This is a genomic window from Streptomyces sp. NPDC016562, assembly GCF_043076955.1.
In the GTDB taxonomy this organism is placed as follows: Bacteria; Actinomycetota; Actinomycetes; order Streptomycetales; family Streptomycetaceae; genus Streptomyces.
Window position 1 is genome coordinate 707,840 of the sequence record NZ_JBIBRZ010000002.1, and the last position, 23,787, is coordinate 731,626.

A 23,787-nucleotide genomic window follows, 5' to 3' on the forward strand; every position below is an offset into this window, starting at 1 on the left:
CGCGGATGTTAGCTTCCCTTCCGTGAGCGAGCACCAGGAGGAGACCAGGGCGGCCTACGACGGGGTCGTCGAGCTGTACGCGTCGTTGTTCGCCGACCGGCTGGAGACCCAGCCGTTCGCGCGGGCCATGATCACCACGTTCGCCGAGCTGGTGCGCGCGACGGGGAACCGGCGGGCCGCCGACGTCGGCTGCGGGCCCGGGCATCTGACCGCCCTGCTGGGCGAGTTCGGGCTGGACGCCTTCGGGCTCGACCTCTCTCCGGGCATGATCGGCCACGCCCGGCGGGCCCATCCGGCGCTGCGGTTCGAGGAGGCGAGGATGGAGGCCCTGCCCGTCGGGGACCGCGCGCTCGGCGGCGTACTGGCCCACTACTCGATGATCCACACCCCGCCCGCGGAACTGCCCGCCCTCCTCGCCGAGCAGGTGCGCGTCCTGGCGCCGGGCGGTCTGCTCCTGGTCTCGTTCTTCGCGACCGAGGGACCGGAGCCGGTCCGCTTCGACCACAAGGTGACGCCCGCCTACAGCTGGCCGGTGGACCGGTTCGCCGCGCTGCTGACCGGGGCCGGGCTCGTCCCCTTCGCCCGGCTGCTCCACGACCCGGCCTCCGAGCGGGGCTTCCTCGACGCCCACGTGCTGGCCCGCCTCCCGCACCCGACCGCCCCCGCCGACCGGAACCCGGAGCCCTGAGAGCCGTGACGACGTCTTCGAACCACCTGCGCCAGGGTGTACGGGTGGGCCTGCGGCCCTTCCGGCTCGCCGACGGCCCCGAGTTCACCGCGCGCGTGCGCGAGAGCCGGCGCCTGCACCACCCCTGGCTCTCCCCGCCCGCCACGATCGAGGAGTACGAGCCCTACGCGGCCCGGCTCGCCGAGGGGGACGTCCGGGCGGGGTTCCTCGTGTGCGAGCTCGGCACCGGGGCGCTGGCCGGGTTCGTCAACGTCAACAACATCGTGCGCCGCGCCTTCCAGTGCGGAGCCCTCGGCTACGGTGCCTTCGCGCACGCCGCCGGACGCGGACTGATGCGCGAAGCCCTCGGGCTCGTCCTCGCCCACGCCTTCGCCCCGGCCGCCGAGGGCGGCCTCGCACTGCACCGCCTGGAGGCCAACATCCAGCCCGCCAACGCCGCTTCGATCGCGCTGGTCCGCGGCTCGGGCTTCCGCCGGGAGGGCCTCTCCCCGGACTTCCTCCACGTCGACGGCGCCTGGCGCGACCACGAACGGTGGGCGATCACGGCCGAAATGCCGCGCGCCTAGCAGGCGAGTGGAACAGGATGGGAGCATGCGAAGCCTCGTACTGCTCGACGCCCCGTCCAACCTCGGCCTGCGTCCGCCCGCGCCCGGTACCGTACCCGGCGTCTACAAGCTCGCCGGGGCCCTGCGCGAACAGGGCCTGCTGGCCCGGCTCGGCGCGCGCGAGGGCGGGGTGGTCGTCCCGCCGCGCTACGACCGCGGCGACTGGAAGGAGGGCGACGGCGTCTTCCACGCCGACGCCATCGCCGCGTACACCGTCACCCTCGCCGACCGGATCGAACGGCACCTGAGAGCCGGGGAGTTCCCCGTCGTGCTCGGCGGGGACTGCTCGATCCAGCTCGGCGCCGCCCTCGCCATGCGCCGGCTCGGGCGGTACGGGCTCGCCGCGATCGACGGCTCCGCCGACTTCCGCCACCCCGGCAACGAAGCCGTGAACGGGCCCGTCGGCGCCGTCGGCGGCGAGGAGCTGGCCCTCTCCACCGGGCGCGGCCAGCCCGAACTCGCCGACCTGGAGGGCCTCTCGCCGTACCTGCGCGACGAGGACGTACGGCTCTTCGGGGTCCGGGACGGCGATCCGGACCTCCCGGAGCTGCGCGCGGCCGGGATCTTCACTGCCACCGTCGGCGGGATCCGCGACCGCGGCGCCGGGCCGGTCGCGCGCCTCGCACTGGACGGGCTGCACCCGCCGGCCACCGCCGGATTCTGGGTGCACCTGGACGCCGACGTCCTGGACCCGAGCGTCATGCCGGCCGTCGACAGCCCCGACCCCGGCGGCCTGGTCCCCGACGAACTGGCGGAACTGCTGGCGGTGCTGGTGAGCTCCCCGCGCTGCGTCGGGATCAACGTCACGATCTACGACCCGGACCTGGACCCGGACGGACGTGCGGGAGCCCTGCTCTCCGACCTGGTGGCGGGGGCCTTCGCGTCATCCTGACCGGTGGTGATCCGCCGAACCCCTGTGCAGAGGCCGCCGGGGCGTGTTCCCTTTCCTCATGGCCACCACCGTCCGCCGCGCCGTACTGACCCTTCCCGCAGCCCCGTTGGGCTCCGAGAACCCGCTGCCCGCCCTGCGCGCGCCCGACGGCGTCCACGCCGTCGGGCCGGGGGGCCCGGCCGAGAGCTCCCGCGACGGGATGCCGCGCGGCATGGCGCGCCAGATCGGCTACGAGCCGCTGCGCTCGCTGCTGCCCGTCCGGATCCGCGACGGGTACCGGCGGGAGCGCTCGGAGCAGGAGTTCGCGTCGATCGTCATCGAGAACGAGCACCTGCGGGTCACCGTGCTGCCGGAGCTCGGCGGGCGCGTCCACTCGCTCGTGCACCTGCCGACCGGGCGGGAACTCCTCTACCGCAACCCGGTGTTCCAGCCCGCCCACTTCGCCCTGAACGGGGCCTGGTTCTCCGGCGGCATCGAATGGAACACGGGCGCGACCGGCCACACCACCTTGTCCTGCGCCCCGTTGCACGCCGCGCTCGTCCCCGCACCGGACGGCGGCGTGATGGTCCGGCTGTGGGAGTGGGAACGGCTGCGCGACCTGCCCTTCCAGGTGGACCTGTGGCTGCCGGAGGACTCGGAGTTCCTCTACGTCGGCGTCCGCGTGCGCAATCCGCACGAGCGGCCCGCGCCCGTGTACTGGTGGTCGAACACCGCCGTCCCGGAGGACGCGGGCACGCGCGTGCTCGCCCCCGCGGACCAGGCCTGGCACTTCGGCTACGAGCGCGCGCTGCGCCGCGTCCCCGTACCGCGCTGGGAGGGCGCGGACCGTACGTACCCCCTGCGCAGCGAGTACCCGGCCGACTTCTTCTACGAGGTGCAGGACGCGGCCCGGCCCTGGATCGCCTCGCTGGACGCGGAGGGGCGGGGGCTCGTACAGACCTCCACGGGGCGGCTGAGCGGGCGCAAGCTGTTCGTGTGGGGCTCGGGCGGTGGCGGCCGGCGCTGGCAGGAGTGGCTGACCGAGCCGGGCACGGGCGGCTACGCGGAGATCCAGGCGGGCCTGGCCACGACCCAGCTGGAGCACGTACGGCTGGAGGGCGGGGCGGAGTTCAGCTGGCTGGAGGCGTACGGGCCGCTGGCCGCGGAGCCCGCCGCGGTACACGGCGAGGACTGGGCCGCGGCCCGCGCCGCGGCGCAGGACGCCCTGGCGCGGGCGCTCCCGGCCGACCGGGTGGAGGCGGCGTACGCGGCGTGGCGCGCCGGCGCGGCCGACGCCGAGCCGGGGGAGCGGCTGGCGGTGGGCTCGGGCTGGGGCACGCTGGAGGTGCTGTGCGGGGGGTTCGAGCTGCCGGGCACGCCCTTCGAGGAGTCCGCGCTCGGCGAGGAGCAGGAGCCGTGGCTGGAGCTGTGGCGCACGGGCGTCTTCCCCGCCCCGCGCCGGGCGGCCCCGCCGGGGCCGAGCCTGGTCGCCGCGCACTGGCGGGACATGCTGGAGACCGCCCCGGCGGATCCGCTGACCGAGTACCACCTGGGGGTCGCCCAGTGGCACGCCGGCGATGTGGCCCAGGCGGTGCGCAGCTGGGAGCGCGGGCTGGCGCTCGCCCCTTCGCGCTGGCCGCTGCTGCGCTGCCTGGCGGTGGCGGACGCCCTGGCCGGTGATCCGGAGCGGGCGGCCGACGGGTATGCGGCGGCCTTCGAGGACCTGGCGGGCGAGAGCCGGGGCGGCGAACTGTGGACGGCCGCGGAGGCGGCGCTCGGCCGGGAGGCGATGGCGGCCCTCCTCGACGCCGGCCGGCTGCCGCAGGCCCGCGCCGTCTGGGACCGGCTGCGGCCCGCCCTGCGCGAGGAGGGCCGGATGCGGCTGCTCGCGGCGCGGTTGCTGGCGGCGGAGGGCCATGTGGCGGCGGCCCGGCGGGTCTTCGAGGACGGCTTCGAACTCCCGGACCTGAGGGAGGGTGAGGAGGTCCTGTCCGAGGTCTGGTCCGCCCTCACCGACCGCCCGCTGCCGCCGCACTACGACTTCCGCATGCGCCCGCCTACTTCTTGATCCTGTCGATGCAGAGCACGAACTGGTTGCCGGACCGGCGCCGCGACCCGCCGCTCTGCTCCTGGTAGCCGATGTCCGCCGTGCCCTGGCACTTGGAGGTGTCCAGCGTGTCCTTGTGCACCTGGACCACCTTGTACTCGGCCTCGGTGCCGCCGCACGTGACGACCTGGAGGTCGGGGGAGATCGTGGTGCCGTTGTTCTTGAGACAGTCGCCGACCTTGGCCTGGTCCGCGTCGTCGCGGCTCAGGAAGTAGCCCACCGCGACGACGACGAGGGCGATCACGACACCGATGATCTTGAGGGTCTTCATGACGCCCAGGCCCCCGCTGCGGGCCGGCGGCGCCGGGGGAGCGGACCACTGCTGCTGGGGCGGGAAACCCTGCGGTTGCGGCGCGGCGCCGTACGGCGGCTGAGCCTGCTGCTGCGGCTGCCCCCACCCGGGCTGCTGCGGCTGCCCGTATCCCGGCTGGGGCGGGTATCCCTGCGGCTGCTGGCCGTACGGGCCGGGGCCCTGCTGCGGTGGGTGGGTCATAGGGCGTTCCCCCAGTAAGCGTGCGGTAAAGATTGACGCGTGCACGCTATATCAAGCCGTGATCGCCTCCGCACGGCGGCTGCCCGGAGTCAGGCCCGGCACAGGACCTCGGCGTTCAGGACCGAGAACCAGGCGTCGGGCTCCGCGCCCCAGGCGTGCCAGGCCTCGGCGACGGCGGCCAGGTCCCCGGCCGTGGCGTGGCCGCCGCCGGTGGCGACGGTCGCGTAGGCGGAGGCCCCCGTGCGGTCCGCCCACAGACCCGTCCACCAGGCGATCTCCTCCGGGGTGGAGAAGCACCAGGACGTGGCGGAGCAGGTCACGTCGGTGAAGCCGGCCGCCCGGGCCCAGGAGCGCAGCCGACGGCCCGCGTCCGGTTCGCCGCCGTTGGCGCGGGCGACCCGCCGGTACAGGTCCAGCCAGTCGTCCAGGCCCGCCGAGTGCGGGTACCAGGTCATTGCCGCGTAGTCGGCGTCGCGCGCGGCCACGATCCCGCCCGGGCGGCACACGCGCCGCATCTCGCGCAGCGCCCGTACGGGGTCGCCGACGTGCTGCAGGACCTGATGGGCGTGGACCACGTCGAAGGAGTCGTCCGGGAAGTCCAGCGCGTGGACGTCCGCCGTGCGGAAGGTGATCGCCGCGCTCAGGCCGCGTTCCGCCGCGTGGGCGCGGGCCTGCTCCACGACGTCCTGCGCCGCGTCGACCGCCGTGACGTGGCCGCCGGGCGCGACCAGCTCCGCCAGGTCGGCGGTGATCGTGCCCGGGCCGCAGCCGACGTCCAGGACCGACATCCCCGGGCGCAGTGCGCCGATCAGGTACGCGGCCGAGTTCTCGGCGGTGCGCCAGCGGTGCGAGCGCAGTACCGATTCGTGGTGGCCGTGGGTGTAGACGGCGGTCTCCTTGGCGGCGTTCATGGTCTGACCCCTCCTCGTCGAAGCGTTGGTCCCACCGTAAGCGATCAGTTCGCGATGCGAGACCGGCGTTTTGACATGTGGACACGCTCCTTGTGATGCAAGGGGGTTGGCGGGGTCGGTGGCAGGGGGACGCGGGTGCGAGGAGAGTGGCAGCAGGGGAAGAGCCCGCGGTGAAGGACGGTGAGGGCCATGCCGGAGGACGCGCTGCTCGAACGGCACGCCGAGGCGCTGCGGCTCTTCGGCGCGTACGTGCGCGCCGTCAAGGACGACCAGTGGGACGCGCCGACCCCGTGCGCGGAGTGGAACGTACGGGACCTGGTCAATCACGTCACCGGGGAGCAACTGTGGATCCCGCCGCTGGTCACCGAGGGCCGCACCGTCGAGGAGGTCGGCGACGCGCTCTCCGGGGACGTGCTGGGTGAGGACCCGGTCGCCGCCTGGGACGCCGCCGCGGCCGCCTCGCACGCCGCCTTCGCCGAGCCCGGCGCGCTGGAACGCACCGTGCGGCTCTCCTACGGCCCCGCGCTCGGGCGGGCGTACTGCTCGGAGCTGACGGCCGACTGCGTCGTGCACGCCTGGGACCTCGCGCGGGGCATCGGGGCCGATGACCGGCTGCCGGACGGCCTCGTCGAGTTCTCCATCAAGGAGGTCATGCCGTACGCCGACTCGCTCGCGGCCAGTGGTGCGTACGCCGAGGCGCTGGAGGTCCCGGCGGGCGCCGACGCGCAGACGAGGCTCCTCGCACTGCTGGGCAGGCGGGGCTGACCGGGGCTGGCTGATCTGCGCCGGCTGACCTGCGCTGGAGAACAGGCATATCGGGCTCAATAATCGTATAAAGGCAGCGTTGGGTGAGGTCGCGGGGAAGGGGACACGGTGGCGGGGATGCAGCGCACGGCGGCGGAAGGCCGCGGTCCGGTCCGGTACGGCCCACCCGCACCGCAGCCGGGTCTGCCCGTCCTGCCCGAGCTGATCTCCGTACTCGCCGCCGGCGCGGGCCGCTCGGCCGCCGAACCCGCGGGTGGCGGGGAGCCCGTCCGCGAGGCCGCCTGCCGCCACTGGGGGCGGCGCGGCCTCGACACCTCCCCCGCGAGCGTGGCCGCCGGCCCCGGAGCCCCCGCGCTGCTCCTCGCCCTGCTGGGCGCGTACGGGGGCGACGTGCTGCTGCCCAGGCCCTGCCCCGCGTGGTGGACGCCGCAGGTCCGCCTGCTGGGACGGCGCGCCTACCACGTGCCGACCCCGGCCGAGTGCGGCGGCGTACCGGACCCCTACGCCCTGCTGGAGACCGTGCGACGGGTGCGCGCCGAGGGCGGCGACCCCCGGGTGCTGCTGCTGTCCGTCGCCGACGACCCGACCGCGACCGTGCCGCCGCCGGAGCAGCTGCGCGAGGCCTGCGAGGCCGCCGGGTCGGCCGGGCTGTTCGTGGTCAGCGACGAGACCTGGCGCGACACCGTCCACCGGCCGCACGACACCCTGGTCCTGAGCCCGGCCGAGATGCTCCCCGACGAGGTGGCCGTCCTCGTCGACCTGTCCGGCGCGCTGCTGCCCGCCGGGTGGCCCGCCGCCGTGGTCCGCTTCCCCGACACCGCGCGCGGGACCTGGCTGCGGGCCCGCACCCTGGACGTGCTCACCGCCACCGGGGCGATGGTCGCCGGACCCGTCGCGGCGGCCGCCGCGCACGCCCTGGACGAGCCCGACGCCGTCGCCGCCCGCGCCTGCGCCGCCGCCTCCCTGCACGGCGTGGTGGCCGCCGCCGCACACCACGTACTCCTCGCGGCCGGAGCCATGGCCCTGCCGCCGCAGGCCGGCCGGCACCTCTACGCCGACCTCTCCCCGCTGCGCGCCGGACTGGCCCGGCACGGGGTGGGCGACGCCATGGAACTGGAGGACTGGCTCGGCCCCCGGCTGGGTGCGCCCACACCCGGCGGGCAGCGCTTCGCGGACGAATTGGGCGCGCTGCGCGTGCGGTTGTCCACCGGGCCGCTGCTGGGCGCCACCCCGCAGGAGCGGCTGGCCGCGCTCACCGCCCGCGATCCGCTCGCGCTCCCGCACGTACGCGGCGCCCTGGAGCACCTCGGATCGATCCTGACCGGGCTGGCCTGACGGGCCTCCCCAATGACCGACCGCCCCCGCTGAAAGGAGAACTCCCGATGAGGGACCGGACGGACGCCCCAGCCCCCGCCCCGACGGCGCCCGTACGACCCCCCGGCGACCGGCGTCCCGCGCCCTCGCCCTCCCCCTCCGCCTCCCCCTCGGCGCGGCAGCCCGAGGGCCCGTCAGCCCCGCGCCCGCTCGGCGCGCACCGGCGCTGGCCCGGCTCCTTCGCCGACCGGCTGACCACACCGCTGCCCGGCGTCCGCTCCTTCGCCCGGCTCGCCCGTGAGGGCGCCTTCCGGCCCGGACCCGAGGGACTGCGCGGCATCCCCGACCTGCCGTACGAGCCCGGCCCGCTGCCCGCCGCCGCCCCCGGCAGTGTCTGCGTGACCTGGGCCGGGCACGCCAGTTGGGTGCTGCGGACCGGCGGGCTGACCGTACTGACCGACCCCGTCTGGTCGCGGCGGATCCTCGGCACCCCGAGCCGGATGACGCCCGTCGGGGTCCGCTGGGAGGACCTGCCCCCGGTGGACGCGGTGGTGATCAGCCACAACCACTACGACCACCTCGACGCCCCCACCGTCAAGCGGCTGCCGCGGCACACGCCCCTCTTCGTCCCGGCCGGGCTCGCCGGCTGGTTCCGCCGCCGCGGCTTCACCTCGGTCACCGACCTCGACTGGTGGGAGTCGGCCGAACTGGGCGGCGTACGCTTCGAGTTCGTCCCGGCCCACCACTGGTCCAAGCGGTCCCTGATCGACACCTGCCGGTCCCTGTGGGGCGGCTGGATCCTCACCGACACCCTGAGCCCGACCCCGCGGAAGGTCTACTTCGCGGGCGATACCGGCTACGGACACTGGTTCGCGGAGATCGGGGCCCGCCACCCGGGCATCGACCTCGCCCTCCTGCCGATCGGCGCCTACGCCCCGCGCTGGTGGCTCAGCGACGTCCACGCCGATCCGGAGGAAGCCGTCCGGGCCTGCCTGGACCTCGGGGCCCGCCGGATGGCCCCCATGCACTGGGCCACCTTCGTCCTGTCCGCCGAACCGGTCATGGAGCCCCTGCACCGGGTCCGGGCCGCCTGGTCGCGCGCGGGGCTGCCCCGCGAAGACCTCTGGGACCTCCCGGTCGGGGCCTCGCGCACGCTGACCTGAGCGCGGGCTGGGCTCGCGGCTGCGGTCCTTCAGAGCTGCGGTCCTTCAGAACTCCACGGTGACGAATCCGTCCTCCGCCTGCGACGCCGGCTTCACCACGCTGTACCCGAACTGTTCCTGCAGGCCCTCGTCCTCCCAGACCTCCGCACGCTGGCGGTAGTTGAAGAAGAGCTCCTTCGTGTCCCCGCCGTTCTTGAGGATCCGTGCGATGGCGATGTCGTCGGGGTGGCCGTGGACCTGGCCGTTGGTGGAGATGAGATAGCGTCCGCAGTCGAGCAGACGCAGGAGGTCGTTCGACAGGTTCTTGGCGCTGCCGTGGTGGGCGACCTTGAGGGCGTCGATCCGCAGCCGTCCGCCCTCCGCCTCCGCGCGCGGCCGGACCGAGGCCACCAGGCGCGGGTCGTCCGCGTCGCCGGTCAGGACGATGCGGGTCCCCTCGAACTCGAAGAGCAGGCCGATGCTGGTCGGGTTGGTCGGCGAACCGTCCTTCTTGAAGGGCAGTGCGGCCAGCGCGTCGACGTCGACCGTGCCGAAGTGCTCGATCGCGCCCACCGGTTCCCGCTCCATCGGGTCGACGCCCGGGATCAGCCCGGCTTCCTCGGCCTTCTTGCGCCATGTGGTGATCAGGGACTCCAGCAAGTGGCGGTCCGGCGCCAGCACCTCCATCGTGGACCCGTCGTCGAACCAGGTCAGTGGATGGTCCACTTCGATGCTGCGGCCGTCGAAGGCCTTGTTCCAGGGCAGGTCCTGGGTGATGAGCGCGGTGGTGAGCCGTTCGCCCTCCGGCGCGCCGAGCACCTCGCGGTCGTGGAGGTGGTCGAAGCCGTTGAACCACACGTCCCCGAACTCCACCGTGCGGTCCCGGTCTTCGAGCAGCGCGAGCGCACCGAGGATGTGGTCCTGGTCGACATGGGTCACCACGAACACGTCGATCAGGCCGTCCAGCCCGGCGAGCAGCGGCTTGATCCGTTGGTAGGTGCCCCTCCGTCCGCCGTCGACGAGGATCCGCCGGACGAACTCCTCGTTGCCGTATTCGAGGAGCAGGCAGTCGCCGTCCTCGGCGGGCAGCATCCTGAGCCGGATCATCACGTACTCCCTTGCCTCAGGTCGAGAATCAGGAACGGCTCGCGCATGTCGGCCAGCCAGGACAGGCGGCGCACCTCGTCGAGCCGGCGTCGGCACTCGGGGTCGTCGGGGAAGGCGGACAGCCCGTCGACGAGCCAGGCGAGCCCGAGGGTGTAGAGGGGCACGCCGCGCTCGAAGGCCTCGATCAGCCGGTCGCGGGCCTCCCGCAGCTGGGGCGGGGCCGAGGCCCGGCGCAGCGTCCGCACCGCCCGCAGGATCGCCCCGTCGCTGAGCCCGGGGAAGCCCTCGGCCAGGGCCTCCAGCCACGCGTCCCAGTACGTCTCGCCCGGCGAGCGGTCCGTGCCGAGCAGGACGTAGCAGGCGGCCGCCGTCGCGAGCGGGTGGGCGGGCGCGGCGCCGGGCGTCTCCCCGGTCTCGGTCCCGAGGCCGGCGAAGAGCCGGGCCGCGCTGTCCAGGGCGCCCTGGGACATGTACGCGAGCCCGGCGCCGGCCACGGGGTCGCGCACGGTCACGGCGACGGCGCTGCCGGTCGGGCTCTGGCGCAGATTGACCAGGACCTCGACCTCGGCGGCGCCCCAGGGCAGGGGCAGCGTGACCAGGCGCAGGGATCCGGCGGCCTCCACGACCAGGAACTGCCGCTCGCCCACGGGTCCGCCGGGGGCGTGGAGGGGGCCGTGCGGGCCGAACCGGTAGAGCGGCGCGAGCGCCCCGCCGCGCACGTCGGGCGCCGGCAGGACCTGCGGTTCGCCCCGGGCGAGGGCCTGGACGACCCCCTGCCCGGTCGGCTGCTGCCGCAGGGCCAGGACCGAGGCGAAGGAGCAGCTCGCGGGCTCGGCGTCACCGATCCAGGTGGCGAGCGCGGCCAGGTCGACGGCCGTGTCCGGGACGACCCCGTCCGGCCCGGCGGCGGCGGCCACCATCGACCGCGAGGCCACCGACTCGGCCAGCGGGATCGGGGCGGGTCCGTGGTAGACCCGGCCGGGCTCGATGTTGCCCATGAGGTACTGCCAGGAGTGCGTCTCGTACGGCGAGTCCGTCATGACGAAGTCCACCGCGGTCCGCCGGCCCGCCACGGCCGTGACGTTCTCGGTCAGCACCAGTCCGGACGGCAGGGCCGCCGTCACGAGATAGCGCCCGGGCGTCACCGCGTACGAGGTGGGCTCGGGCGAACTCCCGCAGGGGATCAGGATGTCGTGCTGCTCCGTGCCGTCGAGGCCGGCCGGGCGGATGTCCCCGACGATGACCGCGTCGTTGGCTTCCCCGGCGGAGGAGAGGAAGAGCCGGACGGCGAGCGTGGCGCCGGCGCTCATAGCCGGGCCAGTCCGACGCGGAACATCGGCGGGCGGGCGTCCAGTTCCTGCCTGCGCACGTCTTCCGGCCCGAGGACGGCCTCGACCTCGTAACGCCCGAACGGCAGGAAGAGGGCCCACTCGCCGAGGTCGGGCTCCTCGCCGGCGGGGGGCGGCGGCCGGCGCCGTTCCTCCTGCTGGGGATGGCGGCAGACGAACTCGGCGCGCGCGTTGTCCTCGGGGTCCTTGCAGCCGATGTACACGGGGACGACCGGGTCGCCCCGCAGCTCGTGGAAGCCGAAGTCGACCGACTCGGAGCTCACCGGTACCTGGGCCTTCGCGAGGCTGCCCGCGAAGGGACGCTCCGCCATGAAGCGGAAGACCGCGTGGATCAGGGTGCCGGTGGTCACCCGCCACACCTGGCCCTCCGTGTTCTCGCTCGCCGAGCCGTCGAAACTGCGCAGCAGCGCGTCGGTGAACAGGCTGAGCCGGCCGGCGCGGGCGAAGGACTCCTCACCGTCCAGGGTCGCGTAGAGGACGGCGTGTTCCCGCGGCACGAAACCCTCCGGCCGGATGTTCCCGGACACCGGGACCCGTCCGACGGTGTCCGTCCCGACCTGGCTCACCAGCGTGTCGGAGCCGGAGCGGCAGGAGTCGACGAAGAAGACCTGCTGGCCGGCCCGGCAGCGGTTGAGCCCTCGCCTGAGCGCCTCGAAGTTCAGCGCGCCGTTCAGCGGGCTGTCCTCGTCGGCGAAGACGTCCGCCGCCAGCAGGGAGGTGTCCAGGCCCAGAGAGACGCCGTGGCCGCAGAAGTAGAAGACCAGCCGGGCCTCGTCGTGGTCGCCCCGGTCCTTCCACTCCTTGACCGCGGCCACGATGTTGTCGATGGTGGCCGGCTGCGCCAACTGCTCGGCGTGCGTGTGGGGGTGGACGAAGGACGCGGGGCTCTCCTCGCTCAGCAGCAGGGCCAGGCTCCCCAGCGGCCTCGCCGGGTCGTGGTACTGGTCGATCAACCAGGTCGCGAACGCACGCGCCGAGCGCGGCGGCGACGACAGCTGCCGCAGGCCCGTGGCGCCGGGATGGGTCGTGGGCGCCGTCCCGCCGGCCAGGTGCGCGTACCGTCCCACCCCGATGACGAGCGCGTGCGTGGCCGCGGGCCCCGTGTTCTCGTCCAGGTGAACGGTGAAGGCGGCCATGGGACCTCCGCGTGCCGCACCGGCAGGCCGGTGGGAGGGTTTGCTCCCATTATAGAAAGGGATGCGGCATGTGTCCCTCGGAGGCGCCGTCGGTGCCCGGCCGCGTCGGGCCGCGCCCGGCCCGAGGCCCTGGCGGCGCTGGGGCGCGATCAACCAGCCCCCAGCCCCCTCCACTTCACCGCAGGCGGCGCCACACGGCCGGGCCCGCGCTGATCAGAAGGGCCAGGCCGACCGCCAGGGCCACGCCCTTCCACGGCTCCGAGAAGAGCGAGCCGCCCAGGATGCCGATCAGGCCGTACGTCGCCGCCCAGGCCAGGCACGCCGGAGCGTCGCCGCGGGCGAAGCGCCGTACCGGCAGCTCGGCCAGCAGACAGGCCAGCATCACCGGGATCCGGCCCGCCGGCACCAACCGCGAGAGCACCAGGACCAGCACCCCGTGCTCGTCCAGCCGTGCCTGCGCCTGCGCCAGCCGCTCGGGCGTGGCACGGCCGCGCAGCGCCTCCAGCCACCGCGAACCACCCCGCGAGCGCACCCCGCGCCGCCCCAGCCAGTACAGCGCCAGGTCCCCCGTGAAGGCCGCCAGCGCGGCCACTCCGAACACCAGCAACACCCCGAAGGGCAAGGACTGATGATGGAACGCCACCACGGCCGCCGAGCTCACCAGCGCCCCCGTCGGAATCACCGGAACGAGCGCGCCCAGCGCCACCAGCACGAACAGCGCCGGGTATCCCACGGCCTGCTGGGTGGTCTCCGCCGGCACCTGTCCGGCTGCCGTCGCGAGGTCGTGCCACGTCACGGCAGCCGCACCCGCGCTCCGTGCTCGGGCACCCGTACGGTGACCTTCGGCGCCAGCAGCCGCGCGAGCCGCTCGAACTCCTCGCCCGGCGCGTGGAATTCGTGCGGCCGCACCGCGTCCATCCCGACGGGCCAGTACGTGCCGTAGTGCACCGGCACCGCCGCCGCGGGCGCGAGCGCGGCCAGGGCCTGCGCCGCCCGTCCCGCGTCGAGGTGTCCCGGCCCGAGGTACGGGCCCCAGCCGCCGACCGGCAGCAGGGCCACGTCCACCGGCCCGACCTCCTCGGCCATCGACGCGAACAGCCCGGTGTCCCCGGCGAAGTAGGTCCGGGCCGCGCCCTGGACGACGTACCCGAGCGCCGGCGCCCGCTGCGGACCGAACGGCATCCGCCGCCCGTCGTGGCGCGCGCTGACCGCCCGTACCCGTACGCCGTCCGCCACGTCGACCTCCGCGCCCGGGGCCACCTCCGTCACCGCCAGCCCCCGCAGCCCGGCGACCCGTGCCAGCCCCGGCACCGCCCGGCGCGCCCCGCGCGGCACCAGCAGCCGGGTACCGGGAGCGAGCCGCGCCAGCGAGGCCAGGTGCAAGTGGTCGGCGTGCAGGTGCGACACCAGGACGACGTCCGCCACCGCGGCCTCGGGCGGCGGCACCGCGCCACGCCGGCGCCGCAGATGCGCGAGCCGCCGCGCGAACAGCGGGTCCGTCAGCAGCCGGACCCCGGAGTCCTCGACGGTGCACGTGGCATGACCCCACCAGGTGATCTCCACCGGCACCCCGGCCTCCCTCCCTCGCGCCTCGTCCACGAGCCTAGAGGCTGCCCCGGGGATCCGGCGGGAACCGACCGGGACCGCCCCCTCCTCTCGGGCGGCGGATCGGAGTAGGGTCCGGCGGCATGGAAGAGTTGCGCGTGGCCGCGATCACCAGCCTGGCCCCGCTCGAAGACCTGGACGCCGACCCCTTCGCCGTGGACACCCGCAGCCAGCACGCCATGTGCGCGCGCTGGGCCGCCGACCGGGGCTACGTCGTGACGAGGCAGCTGCTCCTCTACGGGCTGCGCGCCGACCACTGCGGCCTGTGGTCCGACGTCGACGCCGGGCAGGTCGACCTCTTCGTCGCTGCCAACCAGCGGGTACTGGCCCGGGCACTGCGCTCCGTCGAGGACTTCACCGCCGAGTGCGCGCGGCGCGGCGTACCGCTGGAGACCGCGGGGGGCGAGGAACCCCGGTACACCTCCGCGATGAAGGCCGAAGTGCACCGCAGGCTGTCCATGCCCACCGCCGGCTACGACGGCACCTGAGCCGGTCCCGCCCCCGCCCCGCCCCGACCCGCCCCCGCCCCGTCCGCCCCTCCGTGCGTCGTCCCCGTGACCCGCCCGTACGCGGCCGGTTGTGCGAGCCTGGAGGGCGGAACGGGCTCGCGGGAGGTGGCGGGGTGCGGCGGCGACGGTGGCGGGGGCGGTGGCGCAGCGCGGGCAGCGCCCTGCTGCGGGTGCTCCTCGTATGGGCGGTGTCCACCCTCACCATGCTCGCCCTGGCCGGGATCCTGCCGGACTTCAGCCTCCAGTCCGACCAGGGCGACGGCAACGGCGACAGCCTCACGCGGATCGGGCTGACGGCCGCCTGGGGCGCCGGGGCCTTCGGCCTGCTCAGCGCGCTGGTCTGGCCCGTGCTCGTACGGGCCCTGCTCCTGGTGCCCGCCCTGGTGCTCGGGCTGCTCGTCTTCTTCCTGAACGGCTCGATCCTGCTCATCGCCCTCAGCCTCATCCCCACCGGGCGGGGCGCGGCGGCCCCCGAGACCGCCGTGGTCGTGGCCGCCGTCATGTCGGCCGTGGCCTCGGCGACCTCCACCGCACTCGCGGTGCGCGACGACGAGGCGTACCGCCGTCGCCTCTACCGGCTCGCCGACCGGCGCCGCCGCAGGCGCGGCACACCCGTCGGCCCGGCGGGCGGCGGCGCCGAGCCCGGCCTGGTCTTCCTCCAGCTCGACGGGGTCGGGTACGAGGTGCTGCGCGACGTGTGCCGCGGCGGGGTGATGCCGACCGTCGCCGACTGGCTGGACCGCAGCCACCGCCTCACGTCCTGGCGCACGGACTGGTCGAGCCAGACCGGCGCCAGCCAGCTCGGCATCCTGCACGGCTCCACCTACGACGTGCCCGCCTTCCGCTGGTACGAGAAGGAGACCGGGGAGGTGATGGTCTGCAACCGGCCCCGCAGCGCCGCCGAGCTCCAGCGGCGCGCCGCCCAGCGCACCGGAGACGGCGGGCTGCTCACCCGCGACGGGGCCAGCCGCGGCAACCTGTTCAGCGGGGGCGCCGACCAACTGGCGCTCGTCCTGTCGGTATCGGCCCGGCGGGGGCGGTCGAACCGGTCCCGCGCGGGCTACTTCGCGTACTTCTGCGACCCGGCCAACGCCGTCCGCACGGCCCTGTCCTTCACCGCGGAGGCCGTCCGGGAGATCGGCCAGTCGCTGCGGGCGCGGATGCGCGGGGACCGGCCGCGGGTGGCGCGCGGCGGGCTGTACCCGCTGATCCGGGCCTTCGCGACCGTCGTCGAACGGGACGTGGTCGTGGCGGCGGTGATCGGCGACATGCTCGCCGGGCGCGCCGCCGTCTACGCCGACCTCGTCGCCTACGACGAGGTCGCACACCACTCGGGCCCGCGCGGCCGGGACACCGACCAGGTGCTGGAGCGCCTCGACCGGAGCCTCGCGCTGATCGCCCGGGTCGCCGAGCACGCGCCGCGCGCGTACCGCATCGTGCTGCTCTCCGACCACGGACAGAGCCCGGGGGAGACCTTCCTCGGCCGGTACGGGCTCACCCTGAAGGACCTGGTCCGGGCGGGCTGCGGCCTGCCGGTCTCCCGCCGGGCCGGGCGCACCCACAGCGGCGCCGAGGCCCGCGCCGCCGTCCTCGCGGCGCTGCACCGGCCGGTGGAGGAGGACGAGGAGGCCCACCCGGGGCCGGGCTCCGACCCCGTGGTGCTCGCCTCCGGCAACCTCGGGCTGATCTCCTTCCCGGACCTACCGGGCCGGGCCTCGCGCGCGTGGATCGAGCGGGCGCACCCGGCCCTGCTGGCGACCCTGGCGAACCACCCGGGCGTGGGCTTCCTGCTGGTGGACGGGGTCGTGATGGGCCCGGGCGGGAGGGTGGCGCGGCTGGACGTCCCGGGGGAGGCCGAGGAGTTGCTGGCGCCCTTCGGCCCCGGCGCGGCCGAGGCCGTCCGCCGCACCGACGGCTTCCCGCACGTGGCCGACGTCATGGTGAACTCGGCCTACGACCCGGCCACGGGCGCGGTGCACGCCTTCGAGGAGCAGATCGGCTCGCACGGCGGTCTGGGCGGGGAGCAGGGCCGGGCGTTCCTGATGTGGCCCGCGGAGCTGTCGGAACCGGAGGGCGAACTGGCCGGCGCGGAGGCGGTGCACCGGGTGCTGCGCCGCTGGCTGCGCGAGGCGAACGGGCCGCAGGTGCCGGTGGGGCGGCGGCCGGAACCGGAACCGGAACCGGAACCGGAACCGGAGCCGAAGCCGGAGCGGGCCGCGGGGCGGGCCGCAGTGCGGGCCTGGCAGTCGGGCGCCGGGCCGGTGAAGGTCGGACCGGTGCAGGATCCCCGGTCCGAGGTGGCCGGAGGCGCAATAGTTCCTGCCGCGGAGGCGCCCGCGCCGGACGAAATCCGCTGATTTGGTAGCGCTCGCACGGTGGCCGACCATATGTCGACCTGCCCAGCATGTGAGACGACCCGAGGCGCCCCCCCCCGATGACCAGCACCGTAGCCCCGCCCATCGAGACTTCCAGGCCGGCGGAGCCCCGGCCGCAGGGCGCCCGCTTCGGGCTGCCCGTCGCGACCTGCCTGGTCATGGGCAACATCGTCGGCGGCGGGATCTTCCTCCTCCCTGCCTCGGTGGCCCCCTTCGGCACCATCAGCCTCGTCGCCTTCGCGGTGCTCACCGTCGGCGCGATCGCCCTCGCCCTCGTCTTCGGCCGCCTCGCCCACCGGCACCCGCAGACCGGCGGCCCGTACGTCTACGCCCGCGCCGCCTTCGGCGACTTCGCCGGCTTCCTCGCGGCCTGGAGCTACTGGATCACCACCTGGGTCTCCAACGCGGCGCTCGCCGTCGCCGCCGTCGGCTACCTCTCGGTGTTCTTCCCGGCCATCGGCCGGCACACGTGGTCCACGTGCCTGGCCGCCCTGGCCGTGCAGTGGCTCCCGGCGCTCGCCAACCTGGCCGGGACCCGGTACGTGGGGGCCGTCCAACTGGTCTCCACCGTCCTGAAGTTCGCCCCGCTGCTGCTGGTCGCCGTCGGCGGGATCTTCTTCTTCGACCCGGCCAACCTCGGCCCCTTCCAGGCCACCGGCCAGAGCGGGGCCGGAGCCGTCTCCGCCTCCGCCGCGATCCTGCTCTTCAGCTACCTGGGCGTCGAGTCCGCCGCCGTCAGCGCGGGCGAGGTCCGCGACCCGGCCCGCAACGTCGGCCGGGCCACGATCCTGGGCACCGCGGGCGCCGCCACCGTCTACCTGCTCGGCACCCTCGCCGTCTTCGGCCTGGTCCCGCACGAGAAGCTGGTCTCCTCGCAGGCCCCCTTCTCCGATGCCGTCAACGCCATGTTCTCCACGGGGGGAGGGACCGGCGGCTCCTGGGGCGGCACGCTCGTCGCCTGCGCCGCCGTGATCTCGATGGTCGGCGCGCTCAACGGCTGGACCCTGCTCAGCGCCCAGACCCCGTACGCCGCGGCCCGGGACGGGCTCTTCCCGAAGGTCTTCGCGACGAAGCGGCGCGGTGTCCCGGTGGCCGGGGTGATCGTCACGGTGGTCCTGGCTTCGGCGCTGACCGTGTACAACTCGGCCTTTCCCGGTGAGGGCGGCGGCTCGCAGGGGCTCTTCGAGATCCTGGTCCTGGTCACCACCTTCACGGCGACCGTCCCCTACCTGCTCTCCACCGCCGCGCAGATCTACTTCCTCGCCTCGGGCCGCTCCGAGCGGGTCGACCGCGGCCGCCTGGTGCGCGACACCCTCCTCGCCTCCCTGGCCTTCGCCTTCTCGATGTGGCTGGTCGCCGGCTCCGGCTACGCGGCCGTCTACCAGGGCGTCCTCTTCCTCTTCGCGGGCGTCCTCGGATATGCCGTGATGGCCGGGAAGAAGCACCGCGCGGCCGCTCCGCCCGCGGCGTAGCGTGGAACGAGAGACCAGCCAGGGGGGCTCTAAGGGGTCGCCATGTCCGCGATCAGAAATTCCATCGACATCGACCGCAGGCCCGAGGACGTCTACTCCTACATCACGGACCCCACGCACCTGCCGGAGTGGCAGGACAGCGCCGTCTCCGCGGTTCCCATGGGCGACCTCCCCCTCCACATCGGCTCGCGGGTCATCGTCACCCGGCAGATCGGCAAGCGCAGGATTCCCTCGACCCTGGAGGTCACGGAGCTCGACCCGCCTCGGAGCTGGCACTTCCACGGCGTCGACGGTCCGGTCCGGCCCGACGTACGGGGCACCATCGAACCCCTCGACGGCGGCGCCCGCTCCCGCGTCACCCTGTCCGTCGACTTCGAGGGTCACGGCATGGGCCGGGCCCTGGTCCCCCTCGCCGTCAAGCCCATGGTCCGCAAGGAGATGCCCCGCAGCGAGGAGAAGCTGAAGCACCTCCTGGAGACCTGACCACGCTGTCGGCGTGTGCCCGCCCGCCGGAAAACCTGATGCCCCGGGTCGTGCGGTGCGCCCACACTGGGCGGCACCACACGACCCGATCATGAGGAACACACCACCCGTGCAGGCAGCCGTCACCGTCACCCCCGCCCAGATCCCCGAACTGCTCCTCGGCCTCGCCACCGTGCGGCCCGTGTTCCTCTGGGGGGCTCCCGGCATCGGCAAGTCCTCGCTCGTGCGGAAGTTCGCCGACTCCCTCGGCCTGGAGTGCGTCAGCCTCCTCGGCACCCAGCTGGCGCCCGAGGACCTGATCGGAGTCCCGCAGATCCGTGACGGCAAGTCCGTCTTCTGCCCGCCGCAGGCCATCGCCCGCGACGAGCCGTACTGCCTCTTCCTCGACGAGCTCAACGCGGCGAGCCCGGACGTCCAGAAGGCCTTCTACTCGCTGATCCTCGACCGCCGCATCGGCTCCTACGAGCTGCCCGCGGGCTCCATCGTCATCGGCGCGGGCAACCGTGCCACGGACAACGCGCTGGCCCGGCCCATCGCCTCGGCCCTGGTGAACCGCCTCACCCACGTGCACCTGACGGCCTCCGCGCAGGACTGGCTGGTCTGGGCCGGCGAACACGGCATCCACCCGTGGATCACCGACTACCTCACCGACCGCCCCGACCACCTCTGGTCGCAGCCGCCCAAAACGGAGGAGCCGTTCTCGACGCCGCGCTCCTGGCACATGCTCTCCGACGCCCTCCACTCCTTCGGCGCCGGAACCGGAACGGGAACCAGCAGCGGAGCCGGCAGCGGACTGGACGAGGAGACCCTCAAGGTCATCGCACACGGCACCCTGACCCCCGCGCACGCCGTTTCCTTCTGCGGCTACGCCAAGATCGTCCGGCACTCCTTCGGCATCGAGGCGATCATGAAGGGCGACGCGAACTGGCCGCGCCGCCCGCAGGACCGGGACCTGCTGTACTACCTGGCCGACGCCTTCCGGGGACGGCTGATCAAGGAACTGCCCGCCGACCGGGCCCACGTCTCCCCGGGGCTGCGCGAGACCGCGTACCGGGCCAAGGCCCTCCTCGTCCAGCTCGCCGAGATCTCCGTCGAGGTCGCCCAGACCGTCATCGCCGACGACGCCGACGGTCTGCCGGTCCTGCCCGCCTGGTTCCTGATCGAGGCCGCCCGCGACATGCCCCGCCTCGTCGAGGCCCGCCGATGAGCCGGACCTCACGGACCAAGGCCGCCAAGGCCGCCAAGGCCGCCAAGCCCGACCCGGCCGCCCAGGCCTTCGCCGAGGGCCTCGCCCTGGTCAAACGGAATCCGGCACTCGGCGCCGTGGACGCGAAGATCTGCCGCGAGACCGGATGCGCGGCCACACCCGCGGGAGGCCTGGTCGCCGTCACGTCCAACGGCACCCTCCACGTCCACCCCACCCGGCGGGCCGACCCCCGCACCTGGGCCTGGGCACTCGCCCACGCCCTGCTGCACCTCGGCTTCGGACACGTCCCGGCGGCCGAGAAGGAGGACCGCCCCCAGCCCGACCGGTTCGACCTCGCCGCCCGCTGCGCCGTCGTCAACCGCTTCCTGCTGACCTTCCCCGTCGGCCGGGCCCCGGACCACCTCCCGGCCGAGTACCCCGGCGGGGACGAGGACCTGCTCGCCGCCCGCTGGCGCCGCGACGGCATCCCGCCCGCCTACGAGCGCTGCGGCACCGCCGGGGACCACCCCGACCAGGTCCTGGTCGGCTGGCGGACGCCGACGAGCGCGGTCCCCGACTGGGAGACCGCCTTCGCGCACGCCCTCACCCGGGCCGTCTCCGCCACCATGGCCGTGGCCGGCGGCCACGAGGGCCGCACCCCGCGCCCGTGGGACCGTGCGCTCAACTGGTTCGTCTCCTCCTACCCGTTGCTCGGCGGACTCGCCGCCGGACTGGAGATCGTCGCCGACGCCGAGCTGGCCCGCGCCCAGAACATCTCCATCGCCGCCGTCAGCGCCACCGCGGGAGAGATCTACATCAACCCGCTGCGGACCTTCGACGACGAGGAATGGCGGTTCGTCCTGGCGCACGAGATGCTGCACGCCGCCCTGCGCCACGGCGAGCGCCGCGGCGCCCGGGACCCGTACCTGCACAACGTCGCCGCCGACTACGTCGTCAACGGCTGGCTCGTGGAGATGCGGGTCGGCAGCATGCCGGAGGGCCTGCTGTACGACGCTTCGCTCCAGGGCCTCTCGGTCGAGGAGGTCTACGACCGGATCGCCACCGACCTGCGCCGCATGCGCCGGCTCGCCACCCTGCGCGGCAAGGGCGCCGGGGACATCCTGGGCGAGCCGCTCGCGCACGGCGCGCAGCGCCCGTACACGGACCTCGACGAGTTCTACCGGCGCGGCCTGGTCCAGGGCTTCGACCTGCACGAGGCGGGGGAGCGCGGCCTGCTGCCCGCCGGGCTCGTCCAGGAGATCCGGGCCCTGGCCCACCCACCCGTGCCGTGGGACGCGGCGCTCGCCCGCTGGTTCGACGCGTACGTGCCGCGGCCGGTGGCCGTACGGTCCTACGCGCGCCCGGCCCGCCGCCAGGCCTCCACCCCGGACATCCCGCGCGCGGGCCGGTACTTCCCGCCCGAGGAGGTGGCCCGCTGCACCTTCGGCGTGGTCCTCGACACCTCGGGATCGATGAACGCCGCCCTGCTCGGCAAGGCGCTGGGCGCGATCGCCTCGTACGCGCAGGCCCGCGACGTACCGGCGGCGCGCGTCGTCTTCTGCGACGCGGCGCCGTACGACGCGGGCTACCTGCCGCCGACGGAGATCGCGGGCCGCGTCCGGGTCCGCGGCCGGGGCGGAACCGTCCTGCAACCGGGCATCGACCTGCTGCACCGCGCGGAGGACTTCCCGCCGGGTGCGCCGGTCCTGGTGATCACGGACGGTGGCTGCGACAGCCTGCGCATCCGGCGCGAACACGCCTACCTGCTCCCACAGGGCGCCTCCCTGCCGTTCACCCCCCGCGGCCCGGTCTTCCGGCTGGTGTGACCCACCTCATGACCGCTGCCTGGGCCCGACGCAGCACGCCCCCGGCCCGCGCGAGCGCAGGTCAGGGGCGTGCTGGAAGGGGTCGGCTCAGTCGAGGTAGTCGCGCAGCACCTGCGAACGCGACGGGTGGCGGAGCTTCGACATGGTCTTCGACTCGATCTGGCGGATGCGCTCACGGGTGACCCCGTACACGCGGCCGATCTCGTCGAGCGTCTTCGGCTGGCCGTCGTTGAGGCCGTACCGCATCGAGACCACGCCCGCCTCGCGCTCCGAGAGCGTGCCCAGGATGGACTGCAGCTGCTCCTGGAGGAAGGTGAAGGAGACCGCGTCGGCCGGCACGACCGCCTCGGAGTCCTCGATGAGGTCACCGAACTCGCTGTCGCCCTCCTCACCCAGGGGGGTGTGCAGGGAGATCGGCTCGCGGCCGTACTTCTGGACCTCGATGACCTTCTCCGGGGTCATGTCCAGTTCCTTGCCCAGCTCCTCCGGGGTGGGCTCGCGGCCCAGGTCCTGGAGCATCTGGCGCTGCACGCGGGCGAGCTTGTTGATGATCTCGACCATGTGCACGGGGATGCGGATGGTGCGCGACTGGTCGGCCATGGCGCGCGTGATCGCCTGGCGGATCCACCACGTCGCGTACGTGGAGAACTTGAAGCCCTTGGTGTAGTCGAACTTCTCCACGGCGCGGATCAGACCGACGTTGCCCTCCTGGATCAGGTCCAGGAAGAGCATGCCGCGGCCGGTGTAGCGCTTGGCGAGGGAGACCACGAGGCGGAGGTTGGCCTCCAGCAGGTGGTTCTTCGCGCGGCGGCCGTCCTCGACCAGGATCTCCAGCTCGCGCTTGAAGGCGGGCTTGTGGTCCTCCTCCTCTTCGAGCTTGTACTCGGAGAACAGGCCCGCCTCGATGCGCTTGGCGAGCTCGACCTCCTGCTCGGCGTTGAGGAGCGGCACCTTGCCGATGAGCTTGAGGTAGTCCTTGACGGGGTCGGCGGTGGCGCCGGCCACCATGACCGTCTGCGCCGGGGCGTCGTCCTCGTCGTCGTCGGACAGGACGAAGCCCTGGGTGCCGCCGGGCTTGGGGGTCTCCTCCTCGGCCTCGTCGACGAGGTCCTCGGCTGCCCAGTCCTCACCCTCGACGGCCGGGGTCTCGCCCTCGTCGGCGTCCTTGGCGCTGGTCTTCTTCGCCGCGGCGGTCTTCTTCACCGCGGTCTTCTTGGCCGCGGCCTTCTTGACCGTGCGCTTCTTCGGCTCGGCGGCGGCCTCCGCGGCAGCCTCGTCCCCGACGGCGGCGGCCGGCGCAGCGGATATCGCCGTGGCCGTGGCCGTGGCGGCCGAGGTCTTGCGCGCGCCGATGGGGCGCGGCGCGGCGGGAGCCTTCTTGGCCACGGTGCGGGCCGGGGCGGCGGCAGCCTTGCGGGGCTTCTTGGCGGCAGCCTTGGTGGCGGGGGCCGCGCTGACGTGAAGGGCGACACCCTCCTCGTCCAGGACCTGGTTCAGGCTGCGCAGGACCCGCTTCCACTGGTCCACCGGGATGCGGCCGGCCTCGAAGGCCTGGCGCACGTCGTCACCGTTGATGTGACCCTGCTCGCGGCCGCGCTCGACGAGCGCGACGAGGGCCTCCGATTCGGCGATCTCCGGAGGGAACGTACGGGACGGGCTGAGCGACACAAGGAGCCTCTCGTTGCGAACAGATAAGGGGTGGGCGGGACATCATCGCGCGAACTTGGGAAACAGACCCGAGGGGGGTCTGTATTCCGGGCCGCGCGAGGACGCCTGTCGGTTCATCGCATGCCCGAGTCGATTCGTTACGCGCTGAATTGAGTGACCTGCGCCACGCTGTGGC

General features: G+C 74.1%; 21 protein-coding genes. 13 read left to right on the plus strand and 8 right to left on the minus strand.

Features of this window, described 5'->3' with window-relative positions; genetic code table 11:
• Window positions 1-22: 22 nt before the first annotated feature.
• Genes ACF059_RS11010 through ACF059_RS11025 form a run of 4 tightly spaced genes read left to right on the plus strand, consistent with a single transcriptional unit; the run spans window position 23 to window position 4,232 of the window.
• On the plus strand, window positions 23-688 hold the full coding sequence (locus ACF059_RS11010) for a class I SAM-dependent methyltransferase (RefSeq protein WP_392054482.1): 666 nt from the start codon (window positions 23-25) through the stop codon (window positions 686-688).
• A 5-nt stretch (window positions 689-693) separates the two neighbouring features.
• Window positions 694-1,254: a GNAT family N-acetyltransferase gene (locus tag ACF059_RS11015; protein ID WP_392054485.1), complete on the plus strand. Its 561-nt coding sequence runs from the start codon at window positions 694-696 to the stop codon at window positions 1,252-1,254.
• A gap of 25 nt (window positions 1,255-1,279) precedes the next feature.
• On the plus strand, window positions 1,280-2,185 hold the full coding sequence (locus ACF059_RS11020; RefSeq protein WP_392054488.1) for an arginase family protein: 906 nt from the start codon (window positions 1,280-1,282) through the stop codon (window positions 2,183-2,185).
• A gap of 58 nt (window positions 2,186-2,243) precedes the next feature.
• Window positions 2,244-4,232 (plus strand): DUF5107 domain-containing protein, encoded by a 1,989-nt coding sequence (locus tag ACF059_RS11025; RefSeq protein ID WP_392054490.1) that lies wholly within the window; start codon window positions 2,244-2,246, stop codon window positions 4,230-4,232.
• On the opposite strand, the gene ACF059_RS11030 is transcribed toward ACF059_RS11025, so the two are convergent.
• Window positions 4,222-4,764, minus strand: a complete 543-nt coding sequence (locus tag ACF059_RS11030; RefSeq protein ID WP_392054493.1) for a hypothetical protein — start codon at window positions 4,762-4,764, stop codon at window positions 4,222-4,224. The two genes, ACF059_RS11025 and ACF059_RS11030, sit on opposite strands and share 11 nt — an antisense overlap.
• 89 nt (window positions 4,765-4,853) lie before the next feature.
• The gene (locus tag ACF059_RS11035) at window positions 4,854-5,675 is read right to left on the minus strand and encodes a methyltransferase domain-containing protein (protein ID WP_392054496.1); all 822 of its coding nucleotides are present in this window, start codon (window positions 5,673-5,675) and stop codon (window positions 4,854-4,856) included.
• A gap of 189 nt (window positions 5,676-5,864) precedes the next feature.
• Here ACF059_RS11035 and ACF059_RS11040 point away from each other — a divergent pair, with 189 nt between their 5' ends.
• From ACF059_RS11040 to ACF059_RS11050, 3 genes are all read left to right on the plus strand, one after another.
• A complete protein-coding gene (locus tag ACF059_RS11040) occupies window positions 5,865-6,440 on the plus strand; it encodes a TIGR03086 family metal-binding protein (protein ID WP_392054499.1) in 576 nt (191 codons plus the stop codon).
• 117 nt (window positions 6,441-6,557) lie between these two features.
• A complete protein-coding gene (locus ACF059_RS11045) occupies window positions 6,558-7,775 on the plus strand; it encodes an aminotransferase class I/II-fold pyridoxal phosphate-dependent enzyme (protein ID WP_392054502.1) in 1,218 nt (405 codons plus the stop codon).
• Window positions 7,776-7,822: 47 nt separating this feature from the next.
• Window positions 7,823-8,917 carry an MBL fold metallo-hydrolase gene (locus tag ACF059_RS11050; protein WP_392054505.1) on the plus strand — a complete coding sequence of 365 codons (1,095 nt, stop codon included), beginning with the start codon at window positions 7,823-7,825 and terminating at the stop codon, window positions 8,915-8,917.
• A 45-nt stretch (window positions 8,918-8,962) separates the two neighbouring features.
• Here ACF059_RS11050 and ACF059_RS11055 read toward each other — a convergent pair whose 3' ends face one another.
• From ACF059_RS11055 to ACF059_RS11075, 5 genes are all read right to left on the minus strand, one after another.
• A complete protein-coding gene (locus ACF059_RS11055) occupies window positions 8,963-10,003 on the minus strand; it encodes a ComEC/Rec2 family competence protein (protein ID WP_392054508.1) in 1,041 nt (346 codons plus the stop codon).
• Window positions 10,003-11,313: a hypothetical protein gene (locus tag ACF059_RS11060; RefSeq protein ID WP_392054510.1), complete on the minus strand. Its 1,311-nt coding sequence runs from the start codon at window positions 11,311-11,313 to the stop codon at window positions 10,003-10,005. The genes ACF059_RS11055 and ACF059_RS11060 overlap by 1 nt, the downstream gene beginning before the upstream one ends.
• Window positions 11,310-12,488, minus strand: a complete 1,179-nt coding sequence (locus tag ACF059_RS11065) for a caspase domain-containing protein (RefSeq protein ID WP_392054513.1) — start codon at window positions 12,486-12,488, stop codon at window positions 11,310-11,312. Before ACF059_RS11065 ends, ACF059_RS11060 begins: the two co-directional genes overlap by 4 nt.
• A gap of 175 nt (window positions 12,489-12,663) precedes the next feature.
• Window positions 12,664-13,284 carry a DedA family protein gene (locus ACF059_RS11070; RefSeq protein WP_392054516.1) on the minus strand — a complete coding sequence of 207 codons (621 nt, stop codon included), beginning with the start codon at window positions 13,282-13,284 and terminating at the stop codon, window positions 12,664-12,666.
• Complete coding sequence (locus ACF059_RS11075) at window positions 13,281-14,057, minus strand: MBL fold metallo-hydrolase (RefSeq protein WP_392056598.1); 777 nt, start codon at window positions 14,055-14,057, stop codon at window positions 13,281-13,283. The genes ACF059_RS11070 and ACF059_RS11075 overlap by 4 nt, the downstream gene beginning before the upstream one ends.
• Before the next feature lie 119 nt (window positions 14,058-14,176).
• On the opposite strand from ACF059_RS11075, the gene ACF059_RS11080 reads away from it, so the two are divergent.
• From ACF059_RS11080 to ACF059_RS11105, 6 genes are all read left to right on the plus strand, one after another.
• Window positions 14,177-14,581: a hypothetical protein gene (locus ACF059_RS11080; protein ID WP_392054519.1), complete on the plus strand. Its 405-nt coding sequence runs from the start codon at window positions 14,177-14,179 to the stop codon at window positions 14,579-14,581.
• 134 nt (window positions 14,582-14,715) lie between these two features.
• A complete protein-coding gene (locus ACF059_RS11085; protein WP_392054522.1) occupies window positions 14,716-16,959 on the plus strand; it encodes a phage holin family protein in 2,244 nt (747 codons plus the stop codon).
• A 77-nt stretch (window positions 16,960-17,036) separates the two neighbouring features.
• A complete protein-coding gene (locus ACF059_RS11090) occupies window positions 17,037-18,449 on the plus strand; it encodes an amino acid permease (RefSeq protein ID WP_392054525.1) in 1,413 nt (470 codons plus the stop codon).
• 42 nt (window positions 18,450-18,491) lie between these two features.
• Complete coding sequence (locus ACF059_RS11095) at window positions 18,492-18,932, plus strand: SRPBCC family protein (RefSeq protein ID WP_392054528.1); 441 nt, start codon at window positions 18,492-18,494, stop codon at window positions 18,930-18,932.
• 109 nt (window positions 18,933-19,041) lie between these two features.
• Complete coding sequence (locus ACF059_RS11100) at window positions 19,042-20,139, plus strand: ATP-binding protein (protein WP_392056601.1); 1,098 nt, start codon at window positions 19,042-19,044, stop codon at window positions 20,137-20,139.
• Window positions 20,136-21,944, plus strand: coding sequence for a hypothetical protein (locus tag ACF059_RS11105; protein WP_392054531.1), 1,809 nt, complete (start codon window positions 20,136-20,138; stop codon window positions 21,942-21,944). Before ACF059_RS11100 ends, ACF059_RS11105 begins: the two co-directional genes overlap by 4 nt.
• An 87-nt stretch (window positions 21,945-22,031) precedes the next feature.
• On the opposite strand, the gene ACF059_RS11110 is transcribed toward ACF059_RS11105, so the two are convergent.
• Window positions 22,032-23,612, minus strand: coding sequence for an RNA polymerase sigma factor (locus ACF059_RS11110; RefSeq protein ID WP_392054534.1), 1,581 nt, complete (start codon window positions 23,610-23,612; stop codon window positions 22,032-22,034).
• Between the last annotated feature and the right edge of the window lie 175 nt (window positions 23,613-23,787).